Genomic DNA, 17,821 nt, shown 5'->3' on the forward strand with positions numbered 1-17,821 from the left:
ACCCTCATCTAAAATTACAAAGAACCTCTCATTTGGTCGTTTGCAGATGAGGGGTTTTTCATATGCAAATGTATGACCGACTGCATAGTTGTAAAATATTCAGCTCAAAATAATACAAAATCAAAAGAAAGTACAAAAAGCTAAATTTAGTGCAACCGTTTACTGTAAAGGTTTTCATTGTGGCAATAAGAAGACAAATCTGCACAAAATTTTTACTAACGAATGGAGAAATGGGAATGATAAGATGAATACATCGAAAGCAACCGCTTTCAGAAAACGCAAACAAATTTACAAACAAAGAGGTCGAAGGGGAGTTGAATGTTTTGAAAAAAATGTGGGTATTGATGCTCGTAACCGTATTACTGTTGTCCGCATGTTCATCCGGCGGTGGAGGTAAAGAAGCTGCAAGCGGTGGCGGCAGCGAGAAAACAAATGAAATTACGATCTGGGCTTGGGATAAAGCCTTTAACGTCGCTGCTCTGGAGCAAGCTAAAGCTATTTATCAAAAAGAAAACCCTGATCTGAAAATCAACATCATTGAAAATGCTCAAGATGCGATCATTCAGAAGCTGAACACTGGCTTGAACTCCGGAACAAGCAGCGGTCTGCCAAACGTAGTTCTGATCGAAGACTATCGTGCACAAAGCTTCCTGAGTGCTTATCCAGATGCGTTCAAGGATTTGTCTTCAACAATCAAAGCATCTGACTTTGCAGATTACAAAATTGGACCAACTTCTTATGAAGGCAAACAATACGGTATTCCGTTTGACTCCGGCGTAGCTGGTTTGTACTACAGAACAGACTTGCTTGAGCAAGCAGGCTACAAAGCTGCTGACCTGCAAGATATCACGTGGGATGATTACATCAAAATCGGTGAAGCTGTAAAAGCAAAAACGGGTAAAGAGCTTCTGTCCCTTGACCCGAACGACCTGGGTATCATCCGTATGATGATCCAGACTGCAGGTAAATGGTACACAGCTGAAGACGGTAAAACACCTGATCTGAACAACAATCCTGCATTGAAAGAAGCATTCGAAACATACAAAAAAATGATGGATGCTAACATTGTTAAATTGCACTCCGACTGGAGCCAATTCGTTGCCAACGCCAACAACGGTGACGTAGCAACAATTCCTACAGGTAACTGGTTCTCACCATCCGTTCGTCAAGAAGCTTCCCAATCCGGTAAATGGGCTGTAGCTCCAATGCCGAAAATGGCTGGTCAAGCAAACTCTGTACACGCATCCAACTTGGGTGGTAGCTCATGGTATATCATGAACAATGTTCCTGGTGCAGATCAAGCGGCTGACTTCATGGCTAAAACGTTTGGTTCCGACAAACAACTGTATCAAGATCTGTTGACTAAAATCGGTGCAATCGGTACTTACACGCCGGCTGTTGATGGTGAAGCATACAACAAACCAGATGAGTTCTTCAGCGGTCAAAAAATCTTCGCTGATTTCGCTAACTGGACTAAAGAAATTCCAAAAGTAAACTATGGCAGCAACACATATGCAATCGAAGATATTCTGGTTGTAGAAATGCAAGCATATCTGAACGGTAAATCACTTGATGACGTTCTGAATGATGCACAAAAACAAGCAGAAGCACAATTAAACTAAAATAACCAAGGTAACTTATAGAACCAAGGAAACAACGGAGCCATCTCCCTTGTCTGGCGCAAGTTGAGCTGGACATGGCGAGAGGCTCTGTAGGTTCTACCCATGTTGCATGGAGAGAGAGGAGCCATACTGTGAAAGCCATAAATACAGGAGACAGTCTCCAAAAGAAAAATAATTTGACTGGATGGGCTTTTGTTTTGCTGGCTGTTGTCGGAATTGTAGCCTTCTACTTCTATCCGATGATTCAAGCGCTGCTCTTATCATTCAAGTCAGGCAAAGGTGCCAACCTTGAGTTTTCGGGCCTTGCAAACTACAAAAGATTGCTCGTAGATACAACGTTCCGTACAGCGTTATCGAACACATTTATTTATTTGATCATTCAAGTGCCTTTAATGATCATTCTCGGTTTGTTCATTTCCGTATTGCTGAATGACAGCACACTTCGTTTCCGCAGCTTTTTCCGTACTGCAATCTTCTTGCCTTGTGTAACTTCACTTGTTGCTTACTCGGTTGTATTCAAATATTTGTTTGCACCGGATGGTATGGTGAACCAAGCATTACTGGGTTTACACATTATCGGCACACCAATACAATGGATTACTGACCCGTTCTGGGCTAAAATTACGATCATAATCGCCGTTACTTGGCGTTGGACCGGATATAACATGATTTTCTATCTGTCATCCTTGCAGAACATCGATCAATCGATCTATGAAGCAGCGAAGATTGACGGAGCGAATGCATTCACTCAATTTTTCAAAATTACTGTACCATTGCTTAAACCGATTATTCTCTTCACATCCATTACATCAACGATTGGTACATTGCAAATCTTTGATGAAATTATGAATATTACCAAAGGTGGTCCGGGTAACGCGACCATGTCGATTTCTCAGTATATCTACAACCTTTCGTTCAAATATTCACCGGACTTCGGTTATGCAGCAACCGTTTCGTATTCCATCGTAATTCTGATCATTATTTTGTCCATTATCCAGTTCAAAGTGGCAGGTGATAATAAAAATGGCTAAATCAAGAGCAAAACGCATTTTCACATATGTCTTCCTGTCCATCGTCGCTTTTATTTCCATCTTCCCATTTTTCTGGATGATCGTCAGCGCTACAAACAAATCGGTAGACGTAACCAAAGGCACTTTGCTGCCGGGCTCTGCTTTAATTGAAAACATTAACAAACTGCTCGACTCTACAAATCTGATTCAGGCACTGGGCAATTCGGCGATTATCTCGATCGTTTCCACCGTTCTGGCTCTGTTGATTGGTTCCATGGCTGGTTACGGGTTTGAAGTATATCGTACGAAATCCCGTGATATCGTGTTTAACATCCTGTTGATGTCGATGATGATTCCGTTTGCAGCGATTATGATTCCACTCTATCGTATGTTTGCAACCATTTCGAGTACGGTACCGGCAATCGGTATCAACACGATGGGATCCGTTATTTTGCCGACCATCACAACAGCGTTCCTGATCTTCTTCTTCCGTCAGAACACCAAAATGTTCCCGAAAGATTTGCTGGAGGCTGGACGTATTGACGGTCTGAGCGAACTGGGTATTTTCTTGAAAATCTATATGCCGACGATGAAAACAACTTATGCAGCAGCGGCGATTATTACGTTCATGAGCAGCTGGAACAACTACCTGTGGCCGCTGATCGTATTGCAAACGCCTGATCAGCAAACCATTCCGTTGTTGATTTCTAACCTTGGCGCAGGTTATGCTCCAGACTATGGGGTTATCATGACAGCCGTTGTTATTGCAACCCTTCCGACAGCACTCGTGTTCTTCATTATGCAGAAACACTTTGTTGCAGGTATGGTTGGTTCGGTAAAATAAAGTTAACCGCATATGACGTCCATAAGGACGAATGCAGGAAAGAAGGGAGGACGCCTGTACAGGCGTACCTCTGTCTTTTTTGTATAAAGCACATATTAGGTACATTCTGTTGTAAGCTTGAAATAACTCAAAACGATATTCGTTCTAAAGAGGGAGAGAGAGCCGATGAAAGCAACAAAGGCAGATATCAACTGGTTGGGAGATGTAAGTGTATTTGAGGTGAACCGTCTGCACGCATACTCCGATCACCGCTATTACCATACGATGGAAGAGGCTGTCGCTAATGCTTCCATGTCGATGCGTTATGATCTGAACGGAACATGGAAATTCAACTATTCGATCCGCCCGGATTGCCGTCCCGAGCTGTTCTACACTTCGGAATACTCCAGCGAAGGCTGGGATGATATTGAAGTGCCAGGACATATTCAACTGCAAGGGTACGGACAGATTCAATATGTAAATACACAGTATCCGTGGGATGGTCTGAATGAACTTCGTCCACCGGCACTGCCGCAGGACAAAAATGCGGTGGGCAGCTACATTCGCACCTTCCATCTACCAACGGGCTGGGAAGCAAACCCGGTATATATTTCATTCCAAGGTGTGGAATCCGCATTTTATGTATGGCTGAACGGTCAGTTTGTCGGTTACGGCGAAGACAGCTTCACACCATCTGACTTTGACCTGACCCCGTTCCTTCAGGATGGAGAGAACAAGCTGGCTGTTGAAGTATATCAACGCAGCACGGGCAGCTGGCTGGAGGATCAGGACTTCTGGCGTTTCTCCGGTATTTTCAGAGACGTATATCTGTATACCGTGCCAGCAGCACATATTCGTGATGTGCATGTTCGGACGGATCTGGAAAAGTCTTACACAAACGGTACCTTGGAGCTGGATCTGAAACTCGAAGGAAAAGCGGCAGCAGGTGCGCGGATCGAAGCCGAGCTTCGCGACAAGGACGGCAATACGGTTAAAACCTTTGGCGGTCATGAAGTGGGTAATGGGCTGGTGCAGCTTCGTGAAGAAATCGGTCAAGTGAACCTGTGGAGTGCCGAGATTCCGTATCTTTATCGTTTGTATATTCGTGTATATGATGCGGCAGGCAATCTGGTAGAGGTTGTTCCGCAAGCGGTTGGCTTCCGCAAGTTCGAAATGATCGACAAGGTTATGCATATCAACGGCAAACGCATTGTGTTCAAAGGGGTTAACCGTCACGAATTCAACCCGCGCCGTGGTCGTGCGATTACGAAGGAAGACATGCTGTGGGATGTTCGTACGATCAAGCAGAACAACATGAATGCCGTTCGTACATCACACTATCCCAACCAAAGTCTGTGGTACGAGCTGTGTGACGAGTACGGATTGTATGTTATTGACGAGATGAACCTGGAAACTCACGGCTCCTGGCAAAAGCTTGGCGCAGTTGAGCCATCTTGGGTTATCCCTGGCGACAAGCCGGAGTGGCATGACATTGTTATGGATCGTGCAATCTCTATGGTGGAGCGTGACAAAAACCATCCGTCCATTCTGATCTGGTCCTGCGGTAACGAATCTCACGGCGGTGAAGTGATCTACAAAGTATCCCAATACTTCAAAGAGGCTGATCCGACACGGTTGGTTCATTATGAAGGTGTATTCCACGACCGTCGTTTCAATGACACAAGTGACATGGAATCCCGGATGTATGCGAAACCGGCTGACATTGAGGAATTCCTGAACGATAACCCGACCAAACCATATATCAGCTGCGAATACATGCACGCGATGGGTAACTCTATTGGCGGTATGCATAAATACACTGAACTCGAAGACAAGTACCCGATGTATCAGGGTGGCTTTATCTGGGACTACATCGACCAATCCATCTACAAAAAGGATCGTTATGGCAAAGAATATTTGGCATATGGCGGAGACTTTGGAGATCGTCCATCGGATTATTCCTTCTGCGGCAACGGGATTGTTCATGCAGATCGTAAAGTGACGGCTAAAATGCAGGAGGTTAAATTCCTGTATCAGAATATCAAGCTCTTCCCAAGTCGTGACGGTGTTAAAATTGTAAATCAGAACCTGTTCGCAGATACATCTGCGCTTGAACTGGTGTACAGCCTGGAGCGTGAAGGGCATGAAGTATTGCGCGGCACATTGGATGTAAATGTTGCTGCGGAAAGTGAAACCGTAGTAGAGCTTCCTTTGAATGCAAAGGCTCTTGAAGGCGGTGAATATGCTGTCAACGTGGCGTTTGTGCTCAAAGAAGCAATGCTGTGGGCTGACAAAGGTGACGAAGTGGCATTTGGCCAGTTCATTTTCACACAAGAAGGCAGCCAGGCAGCTGCGGCTGTAGATCAAAATCTGGTGAGCTATATACAAGTGGTTGAAGGTGACGTAAACATCGGCGTTCGCGTTGGTCAAACCCATGCCTTGTTCTCCAAGCAATTTGGTACACTGGTTTCCCTGAAATTCTCCGGACGCGAAACGATTGCGATCCCGCCGGCACCACTGTTCTGGCGTGCAACGACAGACAATGACAAAGGTACAGCGATGGGCTTTGAGCTTGGCGCTTGGTATGCTGCCAGCCTGCTGCCGCGCTGTGTAGAATGGAAACATGAACAGAAGCCGGATCAATACCGCATTGAATTCACCTACAAGCTCAACATCTCCGCAGATGTAGAGGTGAAGGTGATTTATACGGTGCTTGCCGATGGCAGTGTGCATGTGAATAACACGTACAAAGGCACTGAGGGCTTGCCAAACCTGCCAATCCACGCCCTTTCGTTCAGAACGTCTCCAGACTATGAAAATGTGGAATGGCTGGCGATGGGACCAGAGGAAAACTATTCCGATCGTGCATTCGGTGCACGTCTGGGCATCCATGGCAGCAAAGTAGCAGATACTATGGCTCCGTATCTTGTACCACAAGAGTCGGGTAACCGTACAGGCGTACGCTGGGCCAAGCTGACGGACAATGCCGGACGCGGATTCAAGATCGAAGCTTCCGGCTCGCCGGTTGAACTGAATGTGTCACCATATACAGCGTTTGAGCTGGAAAATGCGCAGCATGTATATGAGTTGCCACCAGTGCATTACACTGTCGTTACGGTTGCTGGTAAACAAATGGGTGTCGGTGGTGACGACAGCTGGGGCGCTCCGGTGCATCCAGAATATCAGATCCCTTCCAATGGTGAGCTGAGCTTCGAATTTGTGATTCGTTCACTGTAAGGAAAGCATTAGAAAGACTTTGTGTTCACGTTAAATACAGATGTGAACTGCATCTTCATAAACAGTTAAAACCAGAGGCTCCTCCACGAGAATGAGAGGGCCTCTGTTTTATTTTTATTTTTTGCTGGAAGGGAGGGTTCAGAGAGCTTCAAATCAATGATTGAATGTTTCAGTGATTGAAACCGTTTTCGCTTTATGCTCGTAGTGTACAGGACAAAGAGACCGAGGAGGGGACATAATGAGCAGAAAAGCAAAAACAGGGGTATGGGTGACGGTGCTGGCTGTTCTGGGCATCATTGTTGGATCATTAATCTGGTATTTTAATACAGCTTCCGGTGAACGCGCACTCAAAACGATGAGATCCAATAATGCTGGCGGGTTGGAACGTATAGTGAAGGTGTACAGCTATTCGGGTGAATTGATTCAGACTTACGAAGGCAAGATCGATGTGCAGGATACGGAGTATGGCAACAAGGTATTGTTTGACCTGAACGGTAAACGTGTTGTGATCTACAATGCAACGATTGTGACGGAAGAGAAGTGAAGATGAGCATAAAAAGAGGAATTGGGTGATTGTACAATGATGATGCTCGTCCGCATTTCGAATCGAAAGCAAAGAGAACGCCTTAAACGAGAATTTACTTGAATCGTCGAGACAAGGAGGGTGCGCTTTGATTCTGGGCCAAACAACAGATACGTCAGGACTGACCAAGGTTGCGGAGCTATCGGATGAGTTACAGCCTATTTTTGAAGAAGCCGCTGAAAAGTATGCTTCATGCATATCGAATTGTACTTTGTGTTCCGCTGCCTTCCCGATGAATATTATGACTGGGGCGTTCCTCTTCTCGCTTTTATTTTGATGCTTTTTCAAATTAAGACTACTAAATCGAGAAGTGAGATATAAAAAACAGGAAGCTCTTAGTTTTCGAGCTTCCTGTTTTTTATATCTAGTTTTAAGATGTGCCTGCTTGGGCTAAACCATTAAAGGTTACTGGACCTGTAATTGTTACATCATTAGGACCTGTATTCGATGCGTACATCGTATACCGAATTTGACCAGTTGCAACATCAGTCGCAGGAGGGAAGTCACCTGCAGCAAAAGTTTCCAGTCTGGAGGCGGGGCCAGCAGTCAAAGGGAGTGTAGCAGCAAAAATTAGAAGTCCTGTTCCGAACACACCAGTACCTCCTCTTTCAACAAAAATGTTAACGGTATTTGCTGCTGTTCCACTAACTCCAATCGTCCCCCAAAGTTCTATGCGAACATCGCTTTCATTTGGGGTGCCTATTGCACCAACAGTTTGAAGTCCAATATCACCTAGTAACGTTGGGGTTGCTGGTAGAATGGCTGTGCCAGTACCATAAATGTTGTTTAATGAAAGACGGGAATCCAAAAATTGAGTTGCCATTGATAACACCATCCTTTTCTTTTGATAGTTTAATATATTAATAGTAAGTGAGAATGTTTGGACACCGGTTGAGATTTCACTAAATTTATGCTAAAACCTACAATGATTGAAAAGTTATTATCAATAAAGTGAGGAAAGCAGAGAAAACTGCTGGTTTGTCCCGAATCATCAGGACTCACCCGTTTTCTGTTCCTTGACCCGGTTTTGGTAGCTTGTATAAAATGGTCTTGTTCTTCCTCTATAGTAACAAAGCTGGTATGCATTTAAAGCAAAGAGCACAGCGTTTTTGCTGCGGACGGTACGGATGCCAATCTTTTAAAAGCGTCACACGAATCACCAAAAGCGTCATTTTATTCATCATAAACATGTTTTGATTAGCCATTATTGTACATATAACAGCCAAAGTCGTTCCTTCCCTGGATCGGCTTTTTTTATTGGAGGAATTGAAGTGATCAGCAGAAGACGGAAGAAGATACGCATTCGCCCCAATAAGCAGCCAGAGAAATGCAAAGGTTGCATATGGGGCAGATGGGGTGGAGTAAAACAATACTGTAGTAGACGAAAATGCACAAAGGAGTTAAATAATACTTCTAGATAAGTTTCAGTTTCGATGGTTGAAACTGGGTCTTTTTTATCATGCTCTAATTGAATTTATAGTCACTTATGACTGTTTTTGATATTTGAGGTAAACCGCTATTGCCTACAACAAGGGGTTGCACATATGATCAACGCAAATAGAGACCAACACATTCTTATTAATTCCATTAAGAGCGTTATACAGTCAATAGCATCAAACAAAATAGAGGTGTATAAAGTGGAGAGGAGTGCGAAATTAACAGTCAAAATCAAGGCGAAAAAATCAACGCGAATTTCGTCAACAACTCGTCAACAATTATGGATTTTGAGGTGAAGTTAAAATAGCAACAATCCTCATTAACGTTGGTACATAAAGGTTTGTGAAACAAAAAGAAGCCCTCTTTCGAGAGCTTCTTTTTCATGGGAGAGGAGAAACCGGATGAAGAGCTTATGGGGAAACGTAAGTCTTCTCCGCGGTTGTCTACGACACTTGTGATGTCGATAATTATAGAATGGCCCAAGGCTTTCCTTTTTATACATATTGGTCAACAGTATTTTTCAAACCGAACCTGATTGTGGTACGATAGCTTTATCAATAAACTTACATAGAGAGAAAAGGTGACTCATTCGTGAGAGTGGTATCTGGAAGTGCAAAGGGCAGGCCGCTGAAGGCTGTTCCCGGCACAGGTACGCGACCGACCACTGATAAGGTGAAGGAAGCGTTGTTTAGCATGATTGGCCCTTATTTTGAGGGTGGAACAGCATTGGATCTGTTTGCGGGCAGTGGAGGTCTCGGGATCGAGGCGCTGAGCCGGGGCATGGACAAGGCTGTTTTTGTTGATCTTGAACCGAAAAGTATTGAGGTAATCCGCGCGAATCTAAAGGCCACGAAGCTGGAGGATCAGGCGGCTGTATATCGTAACGATGCAGGTCGGGCGCTCAAAGCGCTGGCAAAGCGGAACACGGCGTTTGAGCTGGTGTTCCTCGATCCGCCGTATCGTATGAAAAATGGACATGAACTGATGTTAACGATGCATGAGCTGGAGCTGCTTGCACCGAATGCAACCATCGTGCTCGAATACGAATCCAAACATGAGTACCCTGAGCAATTCGGGCCGTTTGAGCAAACACGTAAAGCGGTGTATGGGGAGACGGCTGTATCCATCTACGAATATGTACCGAATGCTTCAGAGGATGACGAGAACAGCAGCATAGAAGAGGAGGCTCCTCATGACTGAAATGATCCAGCGCAAGGAACGTATTGCCGTATATCCAGGCAGCTTTGATCCCGTAACGATGGGGCATCTGGATATTATTGCGAGAGCATCGAAGCAGTTTGACCGTGTGATCGTGGCTGTATTGAACAATATGAGTAAAAATCCACTCTTCACCGTAGAGGAGCGCAAGGAACTGATTCGAACGGTAACGAGCGACCTGCCAAACGTGGAGGTGGACAGCTTCCGTGATCTGACGGCTAATTATGTGCGGCAAAAGGAAGCTCAGGTCATCGTTCGCGGCATTCGCTCTGTGACGGATTTTGAGTATGAGCTGATGCTCGCTTCCACCAACAGCAAGCTGAACCCGGATGCGGAAACGATTTTTATGATGACCAATCCGAAATATTCATACCTGAGCTCCAGCATTGTGAAAGAAATTGCTCACTACAACGGGGATGTTACCGATCTGGTTTCACCTGAGGTGGAAGAAGCACTTCGTCAGAAAATCAGCGAGAAGAGCGGCGCGTAAACCACAGGAGCGTACCTGACAGACTAATCATAATGACAAGAAGCAAGCTGAGGCTTGCGGCTGCGACAGGGAAGGCACTCCAGATGATCTGGATCGTACTGGTTGTGTCATAATAAGGCATGAACCACTGTAACAGCCAAGGGTGTGACTCACTAGCTGCAGTGGTCTGCCAAGCAGTCCAGGCTTCTGTGGAATATAGGCTGAATGGTTTCCATAACCAGAGTGTAAGGCCAAATGCGATCATGGCATGTGCCAGTCGAACGAGTATAAAATACAGTATGGATTGGCGCCCAGGAATGGTAGATCTCAGAATCGAGGTCACTTGTAAATGCGAGCAGATGCCACCCCATCCGAGCGCGGCAGCCAGAAAAGCCATCATCATGGCGGAGTCCAGCGCTGTTTTACTAATCTGATATGTACCCAGGTGAAGTTCAAGAATGGATGGCCATAGCGCCGCTGAAATGCCAGGTGTCAGATAAAGAGAAAGCAGTCGGATGAATACGGCAAAAACGATAATGTATCCTCCGGTTAACATCAACGTCTGTACCGCCTGGGATACGGTGTCACCAAGCAATTTGCCGAACCCTCGTGCATCCCGGCTGTGTGCTTCTCGAGCTACCTGCAGCATGCGGGTAATTAAACTTAGCTTACGGGATGACTTTAGTGCAAGGACAGATATCGAAGTGGACGTTGAGCCTGACGCGAGGCTGCCCTTGCGAGCGGCTGGATGAAATCGCACCGCTGTTGCGGTCGCAATCCAGCCGCTAATCCAGTGTATCATTAGCAGGAAATACCCGGCGGCAGGCTGATGAAGAAAAGCCCCCCCTATGACGAGCAAAATCATCATCGGATTAGCAAAATGAGCCGCAGCAACTACGATAACCGCCTGTCTGGCGGTCATTTGTTTATCCTGAACCAGACGGGAAACGGCATCTGCTGCGGCCGGGAAGCCCCCGCACATACCTACTGCAAGAGCAAAACCTGCATGGCCAGGGAGCTTGAACACACGCTGCATTAAGGGCTCAAGCATCACCCCGATGGCATGGGTGAAGCCAAAGGCAGTCAGCATTTGCGACAGCATCAGGAACGGCAGCATGGCGGGAAAAACGATTTTCCACCAGATGTCGAGTCCCTGAATGGAGGCGTCAAATGCTTCTTTGGGAGAGGCGACTACTGCAATAACGAGCATGAATGCACTGCTGCTCAGAATCAGGGTGCGTAATACACCTGAGCTGCGAACCTCACTGGATACGGCCATGGTCTCACCTCTTTATTGAATAGGCCTTTAGCGGCATTGACATCATTGTGGACGGCCGAAGCACGTCCGTAAACGGCTCGGCCTTGACCAGACAGACAGCCATGAAGCAGCGGCCGATCCAGCCTGTACCATTGTATGCAGGAACGCCAAGGTGTTAGAATGATAACCACATTAAATCAGAAAATAAGATGAGCTAGACAGTTACACGCAAGCATATCTTGGGGAGATGGAACGGAGGCTCATAGGATGAATCGAATCCGCAAAACGGGCGGTTTCAGAGCTTCGATCTATGTGATCGCGGTGGCTCTGATCGTCTATCTTACCGTGTATATGCCAACGCCGTATATCATATATACACCTGGCAGCGCGGATGAAGTTAAACCGATGGTTACCGTGAAGCACGGTGACAAGGATGAACGCGGCGTTTTCATGATGACAACCGTGTCGGCGACTTATGCAAACTTATTTTTGCTAGGGACCTCGTTGTTTGATAAAAATGCACAAGTGGATAAAAAGGAAGATCGTCTTCGGGGTAAAAGCGAGGCGGAGTACTCGGCTGAACAGATGTGGTTCATGAGTGATTCGCAATCCTCTGCCATGGAAGCCGCATATGAGAAGGCGGGGATCGCCTATTCCATCGTGCCGGAGCACATCTTTGTATTCGGGCTTTCGGAAAATCCGAAACCGGATGGGGATATTGAGCCTGGAGATATTATTCTGGGTGTAAACGGCACAGCGACGCCGGATAATACGGCTTTGGCTGAACAGCTCAAGGGGAAAAAGGCCGGAGATACGGTGGAGATGCAGCTGGAACGCGGCGGTGAAACGATCAGCAAGGACGTGACGCTGGTTCAGGTCAAGGACAGTCAGACAGGAAAGACACGGCCAGGTCTGGGTGTAATGATCGGGGCCGTGCAGAAGGTCAAACCTGAAGATCCGAATAAACAGATTACGTTTACAAGCACCCAGGTGGGTGGCCCTTCTGCCGGGCTGATGTTTACACTGGAAATCTACAATCAGCTGACTCCGGGTGATCTGACGAAAGGGCATCGGATTGCAGGCACAGGCACGATTACAAAGGACGGTGTGGTAGGAGCAATTGGTGGTGTGCAGCATAAAATTGTAGCCGCTGACCGTAAAAAGGCCGAAATATTCTTTGTACCCAAAGATAATTACAAGGAAGCCGAAGCCAAGGCCAAACAAATTCACACCAGCATGAAGCTTGTGCCTGTCAGCACACTTGATGATGCATTGAATTATCTGAATACCCTGTCTGTGAACTCGTAATTTGTCAGAGAGCATGGATGAAGAACAGGGATCAGGTTCAGATGGAGGACGATGTGCCCAGGAGTGTATCAGGTGGAAAATGTCACGCGTAACGAGAACGGGAAAAAGCAGATGATCATGAAGATGATATGGTTGTCATTGTTGTTCTTGCGGAAAAAATGGAATGAAAAATCCCTTGTTGTGGCAGCCTGAACGGGCTGTGTACAGCAAGGGATTTTTTTGAGGTGGACCATGGTCTGAAAAAATTGAATGCTGAGTTCTGTTCTCTTCTATATTCGTATCGGTGACTCGTAGTAATCGCTGTACATGGCGCGTGATATGCCGTGTGAATCAGCTTGGCCATATGCGAGAGCATAAGCGGCCTGTGCCTGAATATCCAGTTCCAGCTGATGATGTGTGAACGTTGACGGCTTCACGACGACAGGCAGCGAGGCTGTTTTTTTCATTTGTTTAAGCAGGTGCTGTCCAGTCGATGTGAAGCCAAGGACACGCAAGTATCCGGGTCCTGCAGCTAACTGCTCCGGGAAACACTCGTGCTTGGTGTGATTCAGGAGCAGGTGGGTGAGCATGCGCTGCAGTTTGGTGCGTGTGTACCGCTTCGTTTTGAGTGCATTCAGGAGAGCTTCGACGGAAGGCTCCTTGAGCTGGGCGAGTGCACGCAGGAGCCGGTGCTCCAGCCCCTCCGTGACTTCGGCGATGCGCTCCAGCTCGCAGGCACGGCGGGTAGCCGCGATGTGTAGCAGCGGCTGTGCAAAGCGCTCCCAGTGTATGGGAGCGCGCCCCTCTTGCCATTCGCGCTGCAGAATGGCAAGGCTTGCCGCCGGCACGTACGGCGCGGCGGCGGTGGGCCCGTCCGCCAGCAGCAGGCGGCGGACGGCTGTGGCACTGGCGATCGCCCCCGGGCCGGGCGTCGCCTGGTGATAGGCGGCACCGGTACGTGCCGCCGTCAAGGGCCGGATCGCGCTGCCAAGCCGCTGCAGCGCGATGAGGTAGTGCAGCCCAAGCGAATTGTTGGGCTGCTCCAGCAGTGCCGCGGCGTCGTCAGCATCGACGCCGCCGGGCGCCAGCGCTGCCGCCGCGCCTGCGTACGCGGCGGGGTAGCTGGCGCCTTCCCGCAGGCGGCGCGCGATCTCCTCGCGCAGCCCTGCGGGCTCCACAGCCAGCACGCGCGCAATGCGCTGCAGGCTGTCGATGTCGCCGGACTCGCTGCCAAAGCAGAGCGAGTCCACAACCCCGGTGCGGTGCAGCAGCGATACCGCACCAAAGGCAAACCATTCGGCCGGTTGAACTGCGTAGGCAACCGGCAGCTCAAGCACCAGATCGGCGCCCGCATGCAGCGCCATCTCTGCGCGTGCCCTTTTACCAACGATGGCGGGTTCGCCGCGCTGGAGAAAAGGGCCGCTCATCACGGCAACAACGGCGTCTGCTCCGCTAAGCCGCCGCGATTCATTCAGATGATGCACATGTCCATTGTGCAGCGGGTTATATTCCACAATAACGCCTACAGCTTTCATTAGTGATGCTCCTTTCTATGCATGGTGTGCATAAATCAATTTTTCTGGATATGGACCCAATTGGATCGCTCGGTGATCCTTAATTTATATGTAGATGTGCACTGCGTGGTATCTTTCACACTTTTTTAATTACAATACGACCCGCTGACAACCAGCCTGCCGTCGATCAAGGGTCTTTGCACCTTTCATCATAGAATAGAGCTTGCTTTAGAGCAAATCATGCAAGAAGACAAAGACACAAAGAGGCACATATGTTTCAGATTCAATATGAAATGACCGGCGGGAGCGGAGAGTTCCACCATGGAGATGCTGGTGATAAACATGACTTGTAGTTATGATGCAGTAAGTCTATAATAGTTTAGATGTGACGAGTTCATCAGGAATATCGGTTTTCGGATAGGGTGTAAAGTTAAAAGTGTTGACAAACCTCTTCAGAAATCGGTATAATGATTTTTGTTTGTTAAGTCAATTTCATAAATCTATCTGCGGGTGAAAACCGGATTACATACAGTCAGGAATGAACGCACATATTAGGATCATCTTGAACTGTATATTGCCGCCATTCGTCTGGACAACTATTTATGAAATTGGTTTCGTTTGGAGTGATGAAACATGTTAATGCCATTTCGCAAAGTGGCAACCAGTGATCGCCCCCTGCATTTTAACGAACAGTGGGATATCAAACATCTGGTTTCTAACCGACAAGATATCACAGCCGTTACCCCGCTGACAGCGGATTTGTTCGCAGAGAGCAGAGAGGGTAACGTTGTGGATGTTCACGGCAAATTGACGGCAGGAGCGGACATGTTGTGCTCTCGTTGTCTGAAGCCGCTTAGTGAACATTTTCATATTGATTTTCATGAGCAATTCAAGCAGGGAAAACAACCGGAGCAATTGCCGGAAGATGATGATACCCTCTATGTGGATGAGGATAGCGTTGATCTGAAAGGCTATGCCGAGGAGGCTTTTCTGCTGGATCTTCCGTTTGTACCGCTCTGCAGCGATACATGCAAGGGACTTTGTCCCAAGTGTGGCCATGAGCTGAACGAAGGTGACTGCGGTTGTGATAACCAGGTTATCGATCCGCGGCTTGCAGGACTCAAGGATTTTTTTAAATGAGCATGATTGAAAATCGAACGTAACAACTACCTGCAAAGGTTGATTTTGATAAGGAGGTGGGAATAATGGCAGTACCTCAACGGAGAACGTCCAAGACGCGTCGCGACAAACGTCGCACTCACTTTAAATTGGCTGTACCGGGCATGGTGAAATGTGAACAATGCGGCGAATTGAAGCTTGCTCACCACGTGTGCAAAGTGTGCGGAACGTACAAAGCAAGAGAGATCATCTCTCAATAATAGCTGGACATGGAGCAGCACTTCATTTTGATGAGGTGCTGCTTTTTTATGCTTGCATGGTTGGAATACATGACGTATGAGAGTTGTTGGAATCATTTGAATTGAACAGAAATCCCATTGCGGCATGCCGTTCGATGTTACATGAAATTGCTGCAGAACACTTTGCTGTAGAGATGTGGATTTTGTTAGACCAGCCTTTCTTTTTGACACAGGATGAGATATACTATAGTTTAGTACCAGGTTCTAAGATTTGACGTTACATACAGATAAACATATACTTTCGTCAGAAACAGCTCTGGTTGATCGGAGATTATATTGTATAGAGATGCGGGATTTACAGATTGAACGGATCAAAGAGTGGTCCTGGAAATGATACAGCAGGGGGTGTCAGGCATCGAGCGATTACCGAAGAGACAGAGGCAGCAGCAATTAACTAAAATGATAGATGAGAATCCGTTTGTGACCGATCAGGAGCTTACACGTCAATTGAAGGTAAGTATTCAGACGATCCGTCTTGACAGACTGGAACTCGGAATACCTGAGCTTCGGGAACGTATGAAGCTCATGGCGGAGCGGTCGTATGATCAGGTGCGCTCTTTGCCCCTGCACGAAATTATTGGTGATATCGTCGATCTGCAGCTGGACAAGAGCGGCATATCGCTATTCGAGATCAAGGAAGAGCATGTTTTCTCCAGAACAGGCATTGCGCGTGGGCACTACGTATTCGCACAAGCCAACTCACTGGCTGTAGCCGTCATTAATGACGAGATCGCACTAACCGCTTCCGCAGATATACGTTTCGTGCGCTCGGTTCGTTTAGGCGAGAAATGCATTGCCAAAGCCTATGTGAAATCAATCCCGGGACAAAAGGGCAAAGCAAAGGTTGAAGTGTTCACTTATGTTGGTGAAGAAATGGTGTTCCAGGGCAATTTTGTTATCTATCATTCAGATGGAGAAGACAGCAAAGAAGGAGGGCATTTGGAATGAGGATCGTCATTGATGCGATGGGGGGAGACAACGCCCCTGCGTCAACCGTAGAAGGCGCTGTTGCTGCCGCTACGGAATGGACGGATACACAGATCGTCCTGGTTGGCGATGAAGCTCAGCTCGAACCTCTTTTAAGTCAGTCAGGAGCAAGACCGGCCAACTTGAGTGTTCGGCATGCTTCCGAAGTCATCGGAGCAGAGGATGAGCCGGTAAGAGCGGTAAGACGCAAGAAGGATTCCTCGATGGTTGTAGCGGGGCGAATGGTCAAAGAACGTGAAGCGGATGCCATGATCTCTGCGGGCAATACCGGAGCATTGATGACTGCGGGTTTGCTCGTTGTAGGTCGTATGGAAGGTATCGAGCGACCGGCACTTGCCCCTATGATTCCAACGATGGATGATGTGGGCGTGCTTGCGCTTGACCTTGGCGCAAATATGGATGCCAAACCGGAACATTTGGCGCAATATGCGCTGATGGGCAGTTTGTATCGGCAAAAGGTGCAAGGTATTGCGACCCCTCGTGTGGGCTTGCTTAATGTTGGAACAGAGGCAGGCAAGGGCAACGAGCTGACCAAACATGCGTATCCGCTGCTGGAGCAGCTGCCCATTCGTTTTGTTGGCAATGTTGAGGCGCGAGATGTGCTTACGGGAGCTTGTGATGTGCTGGTATGCGATGGATTCGCGGGTAACATTCTGCTGAAGTCGCTGGAAGGTGCAGCAGGAGCGATCTTCGGACTGCTCAAAGAAAAGTTTACTTCATCCTTCAAAAATAAATTGGCTGCCGCTGTGCTGATGCCAGAGCTGCGCGGCTTGAAAAGCAAGCTGGATTACACGGAGCACGGCGGTGCCCCGCTGCTTGGTTTGAGCGGGCTGGTCGTGAAAAGCCATGGCTCGGCTGATGGCAATGCCATCAAAAACGCAGTGCGTCAGGCACGGATTGCAGTACAAAATCAGCTGGTGGACAGCATATCTAAGGAAATTAGCGGGAAGTGAGTGAC

General features: G+C 47.5%; 16 protein-coding genes. 13 read left to right on the plus strand and 3 right to left on the minus strand.

The window, feature by feature from the left end:
* Positions 1 to 323 precede the first annotated feature (323 nt).
* From HNR77_RS01700 to HNR77_RS01725, 6 genes are all read left to right on the plus strand, one after another.
* Positions 324 to 1,622 (plus strand): extracellular solute-binding protein, encoded by a 1,299-nt coding sequence (locus HNR77_RS01700; protein ID WP_184180157.1) that lies wholly within the window; start codon positions 324 to 326, stop codon positions 1,620 to 1,622.
* 131 nt (positions 1,623 to 1,753) lie between these two features.
* Positions 1,754 to 2,653, plus strand: coding sequence for a carbohydrate ABC transporter permease (locus tag HNR77_RS01705; RefSeq protein WP_090923919.1), 900 nt, complete (start codon positions 1,754 to 1,756; stop codon positions 2,651 to 2,653).
* Positions 2,646 to 3,476 carry a carbohydrate ABC transporter permease gene (locus HNR77_RS01710; protein WP_184180160.1) on the plus strand — a complete coding sequence of 277 codons (831 nt, stop codon included), beginning with the start codon at positions 2,646 to 2,648 and terminating at the stop codon, positions 3,474 to 3,476. The genes HNR77_RS01705 and HNR77_RS01710 overlap by 8 nt, the downstream gene beginning before the upstream one ends.
* A gap of 165 nt (positions 3,477 to 3,641) precedes the next feature.
* Positions 3,642 to 6,692 (plus strand): beta-galactosidase, LacZ type, encoded by a 3,051-nt coding sequence (gene lacZ, locus HNR77_RS01715; protein WP_184180164.1) that lies wholly within the window; start codon positions 3,642 to 3,644, stop codon positions 6,690 to 6,692.
* 238 nt (positions 6,693 to 6,930) lie between these two features.
* Entirely contained in the window at positions 6,931 to 7,236 is a 306-nt protein-coding gene (locus tag HNR77_RS01720) for a hypothetical protein (RefSeq protein WP_184180167.1), read from the plus strand.
* Between the two features lie 127 nt (positions 7,237 to 7,363).
* A complete protein-coding gene (locus tag HNR77_RS01725; protein ID WP_184180170.1) occupies positions 7,364 to 7,552 on the plus strand; it encodes a hypothetical protein in 189 nt (62 codons plus the stop codon).
* Positions 7,553 to 7,645: 93 nt separating this feature from the next.
* On the opposite strand, the gene HNR77_RS01730 is transcribed toward HNR77_RS01725, so the two are convergent.
* Positions 7,646 to 8,098: a hypothetical protein gene (locus HNR77_RS01730; RefSeq protein WP_184180174.1), complete on the minus strand. Its 453-nt coding sequence runs from the start codon at positions 8,096 to 8,098 to the stop codon at positions 7,646 to 7,648.
* 1,205 nt (positions 8,099 to 9,303) lie between these two features.
* Between HNR77_RS01730 and rsmD the strand changes: the two genes are divergently transcribed.
* Both rsmD and coaD read left to right on the plus strand, forming a co-directional pair.
* The gene (gene rsmD / locus HNR77_RS01735; RefSeq protein ID WP_184180176.1) at positions 9,304 to 9,912 is read left to right on the plus strand and encodes a 16S rRNA (guanine(966)-N(2))-methyltransferase RsmD; all 609 of its coding nucleotides are present in this window, start codon (positions 9,304 to 9,306) and stop codon (positions 9,910 to 9,912) included.
* A gap of 1 nt (position 9,913) precedes the next feature.
* Positions 9,914 to 10,420 carry a pantetheine-phosphate adenylyltransferase gene (coaD, locus tag HNR77_RS01740; protein WP_184180467.1) on the plus strand — a complete coding sequence of 169 codons (507 nt, stop codon included), beginning with the start codon at positions 9,914 to 9,916 and terminating at the stop codon, positions 10,418 to 10,420.
* On the opposite strand, the gene HNR77_RS01745 is transcribed toward coaD, so the two are convergent.
* A complete protein-coding gene (locus tag HNR77_RS01745) occupies positions 10,398 to 11,678 on the minus strand; it encodes a nucleoside recognition domain-containing protein (protein WP_184180179.1) in 1,281 nt (426 codons plus the stop codon). The two genes, coaD and HNR77_RS01745, sit on opposite strands and share 23 nt — an antisense overlap.
* A gap of 246 nt (positions 11,679 to 11,924) precedes the next feature.
* On the opposite strand from HNR77_RS01745, the gene HNR77_RS01750 reads away from it, so the two are divergent.
* On the plus strand, positions 11,925 to 12,965 hold the full coding sequence (locus HNR77_RS01750) for a SepM family pheromone-processing serine protease (RefSeq protein ID WP_184180182.1): 1,041 nt from the start codon (positions 11,925 to 11,927) through the stop codon (positions 12,963 to 12,965).
* Positions 12,966 to 13,234: 269 nt separating this feature from the next.
* Here the strand turns inward: HNR77_RS01750 and HNR77_RS01755 are convergent, their stop codons facing one another.
* Positions 13,235 to 14,479, minus strand: a complete 1,245-nt coding sequence (locus HNR77_RS01755; protein WP_184180184.1) for a nucleotidyltransferase — start codon at positions 14,477 to 14,479, stop codon at positions 13,235 to 13,237.
* 612 nt (positions 14,480 to 15,091) lie between these two features.
* Here HNR77_RS01755 and HNR77_RS01760 point away from each other — a divergent pair.
* The 4 genes from HNR77_RS01760 (at position 15,092) to plsX (ending at position 17,816) form a co-directional block, all read left to right on the plus strand.
* On the plus strand, positions 15,092 to 15,598 hold the full coding sequence (locus HNR77_RS01760; protein WP_111269974.1) for a YceD family protein: 507 nt from the start codon (positions 15,092 to 15,094) through the stop codon (positions 15,596 to 15,598).
* Between the two features lie 65 nt (positions 15,599 to 15,663).
* A complete protein-coding gene (gene rpmF / locus HNR77_RS01765; protein WP_090923906.1) occupies positions 15,664 to 15,837 on the plus strand; it encodes a 50S ribosomal protein L32 in 174 nt (57 codons plus the stop codon).
* Between the two features lie 369 nt (positions 15,838 to 16,206).
* Complete coding sequence (gene fapR, locus HNR77_RS01770) at positions 16,207 to 16,824, plus strand: transcription factor FapR (protein ID WP_145402804.1); 618 nt, start codon at positions 16,207 to 16,209, stop codon at positions 16,822 to 16,824.
* Positions 16,821 to 17,816: a phosphate acyltransferase PlsX gene (plsX, locus tag HNR77_RS01775; RefSeq protein WP_184180187.1), complete on the plus strand. Its 996-nt coding sequence runs from the start codon at positions 16,821 to 16,823 to the stop codon at positions 17,814 to 17,816. The genes fapR and plsX overlap by 4 nt, the downstream gene beginning before the upstream one ends.
* Positions 17,817 to 17,821 lie beyond the last annotated feature (5 nt).

The sequence above is a fragment of the Paenibacillus sp. JGP012 genome (assembly GCF_014203995.1).
In the GTDB taxonomy this organism is placed as follows: domain Bacteria; phylum Bacillota; class Bacilli; order Paenibacillales; family Paenibacillaceae; genus Paenibacillus; species Paenibacillus silvae.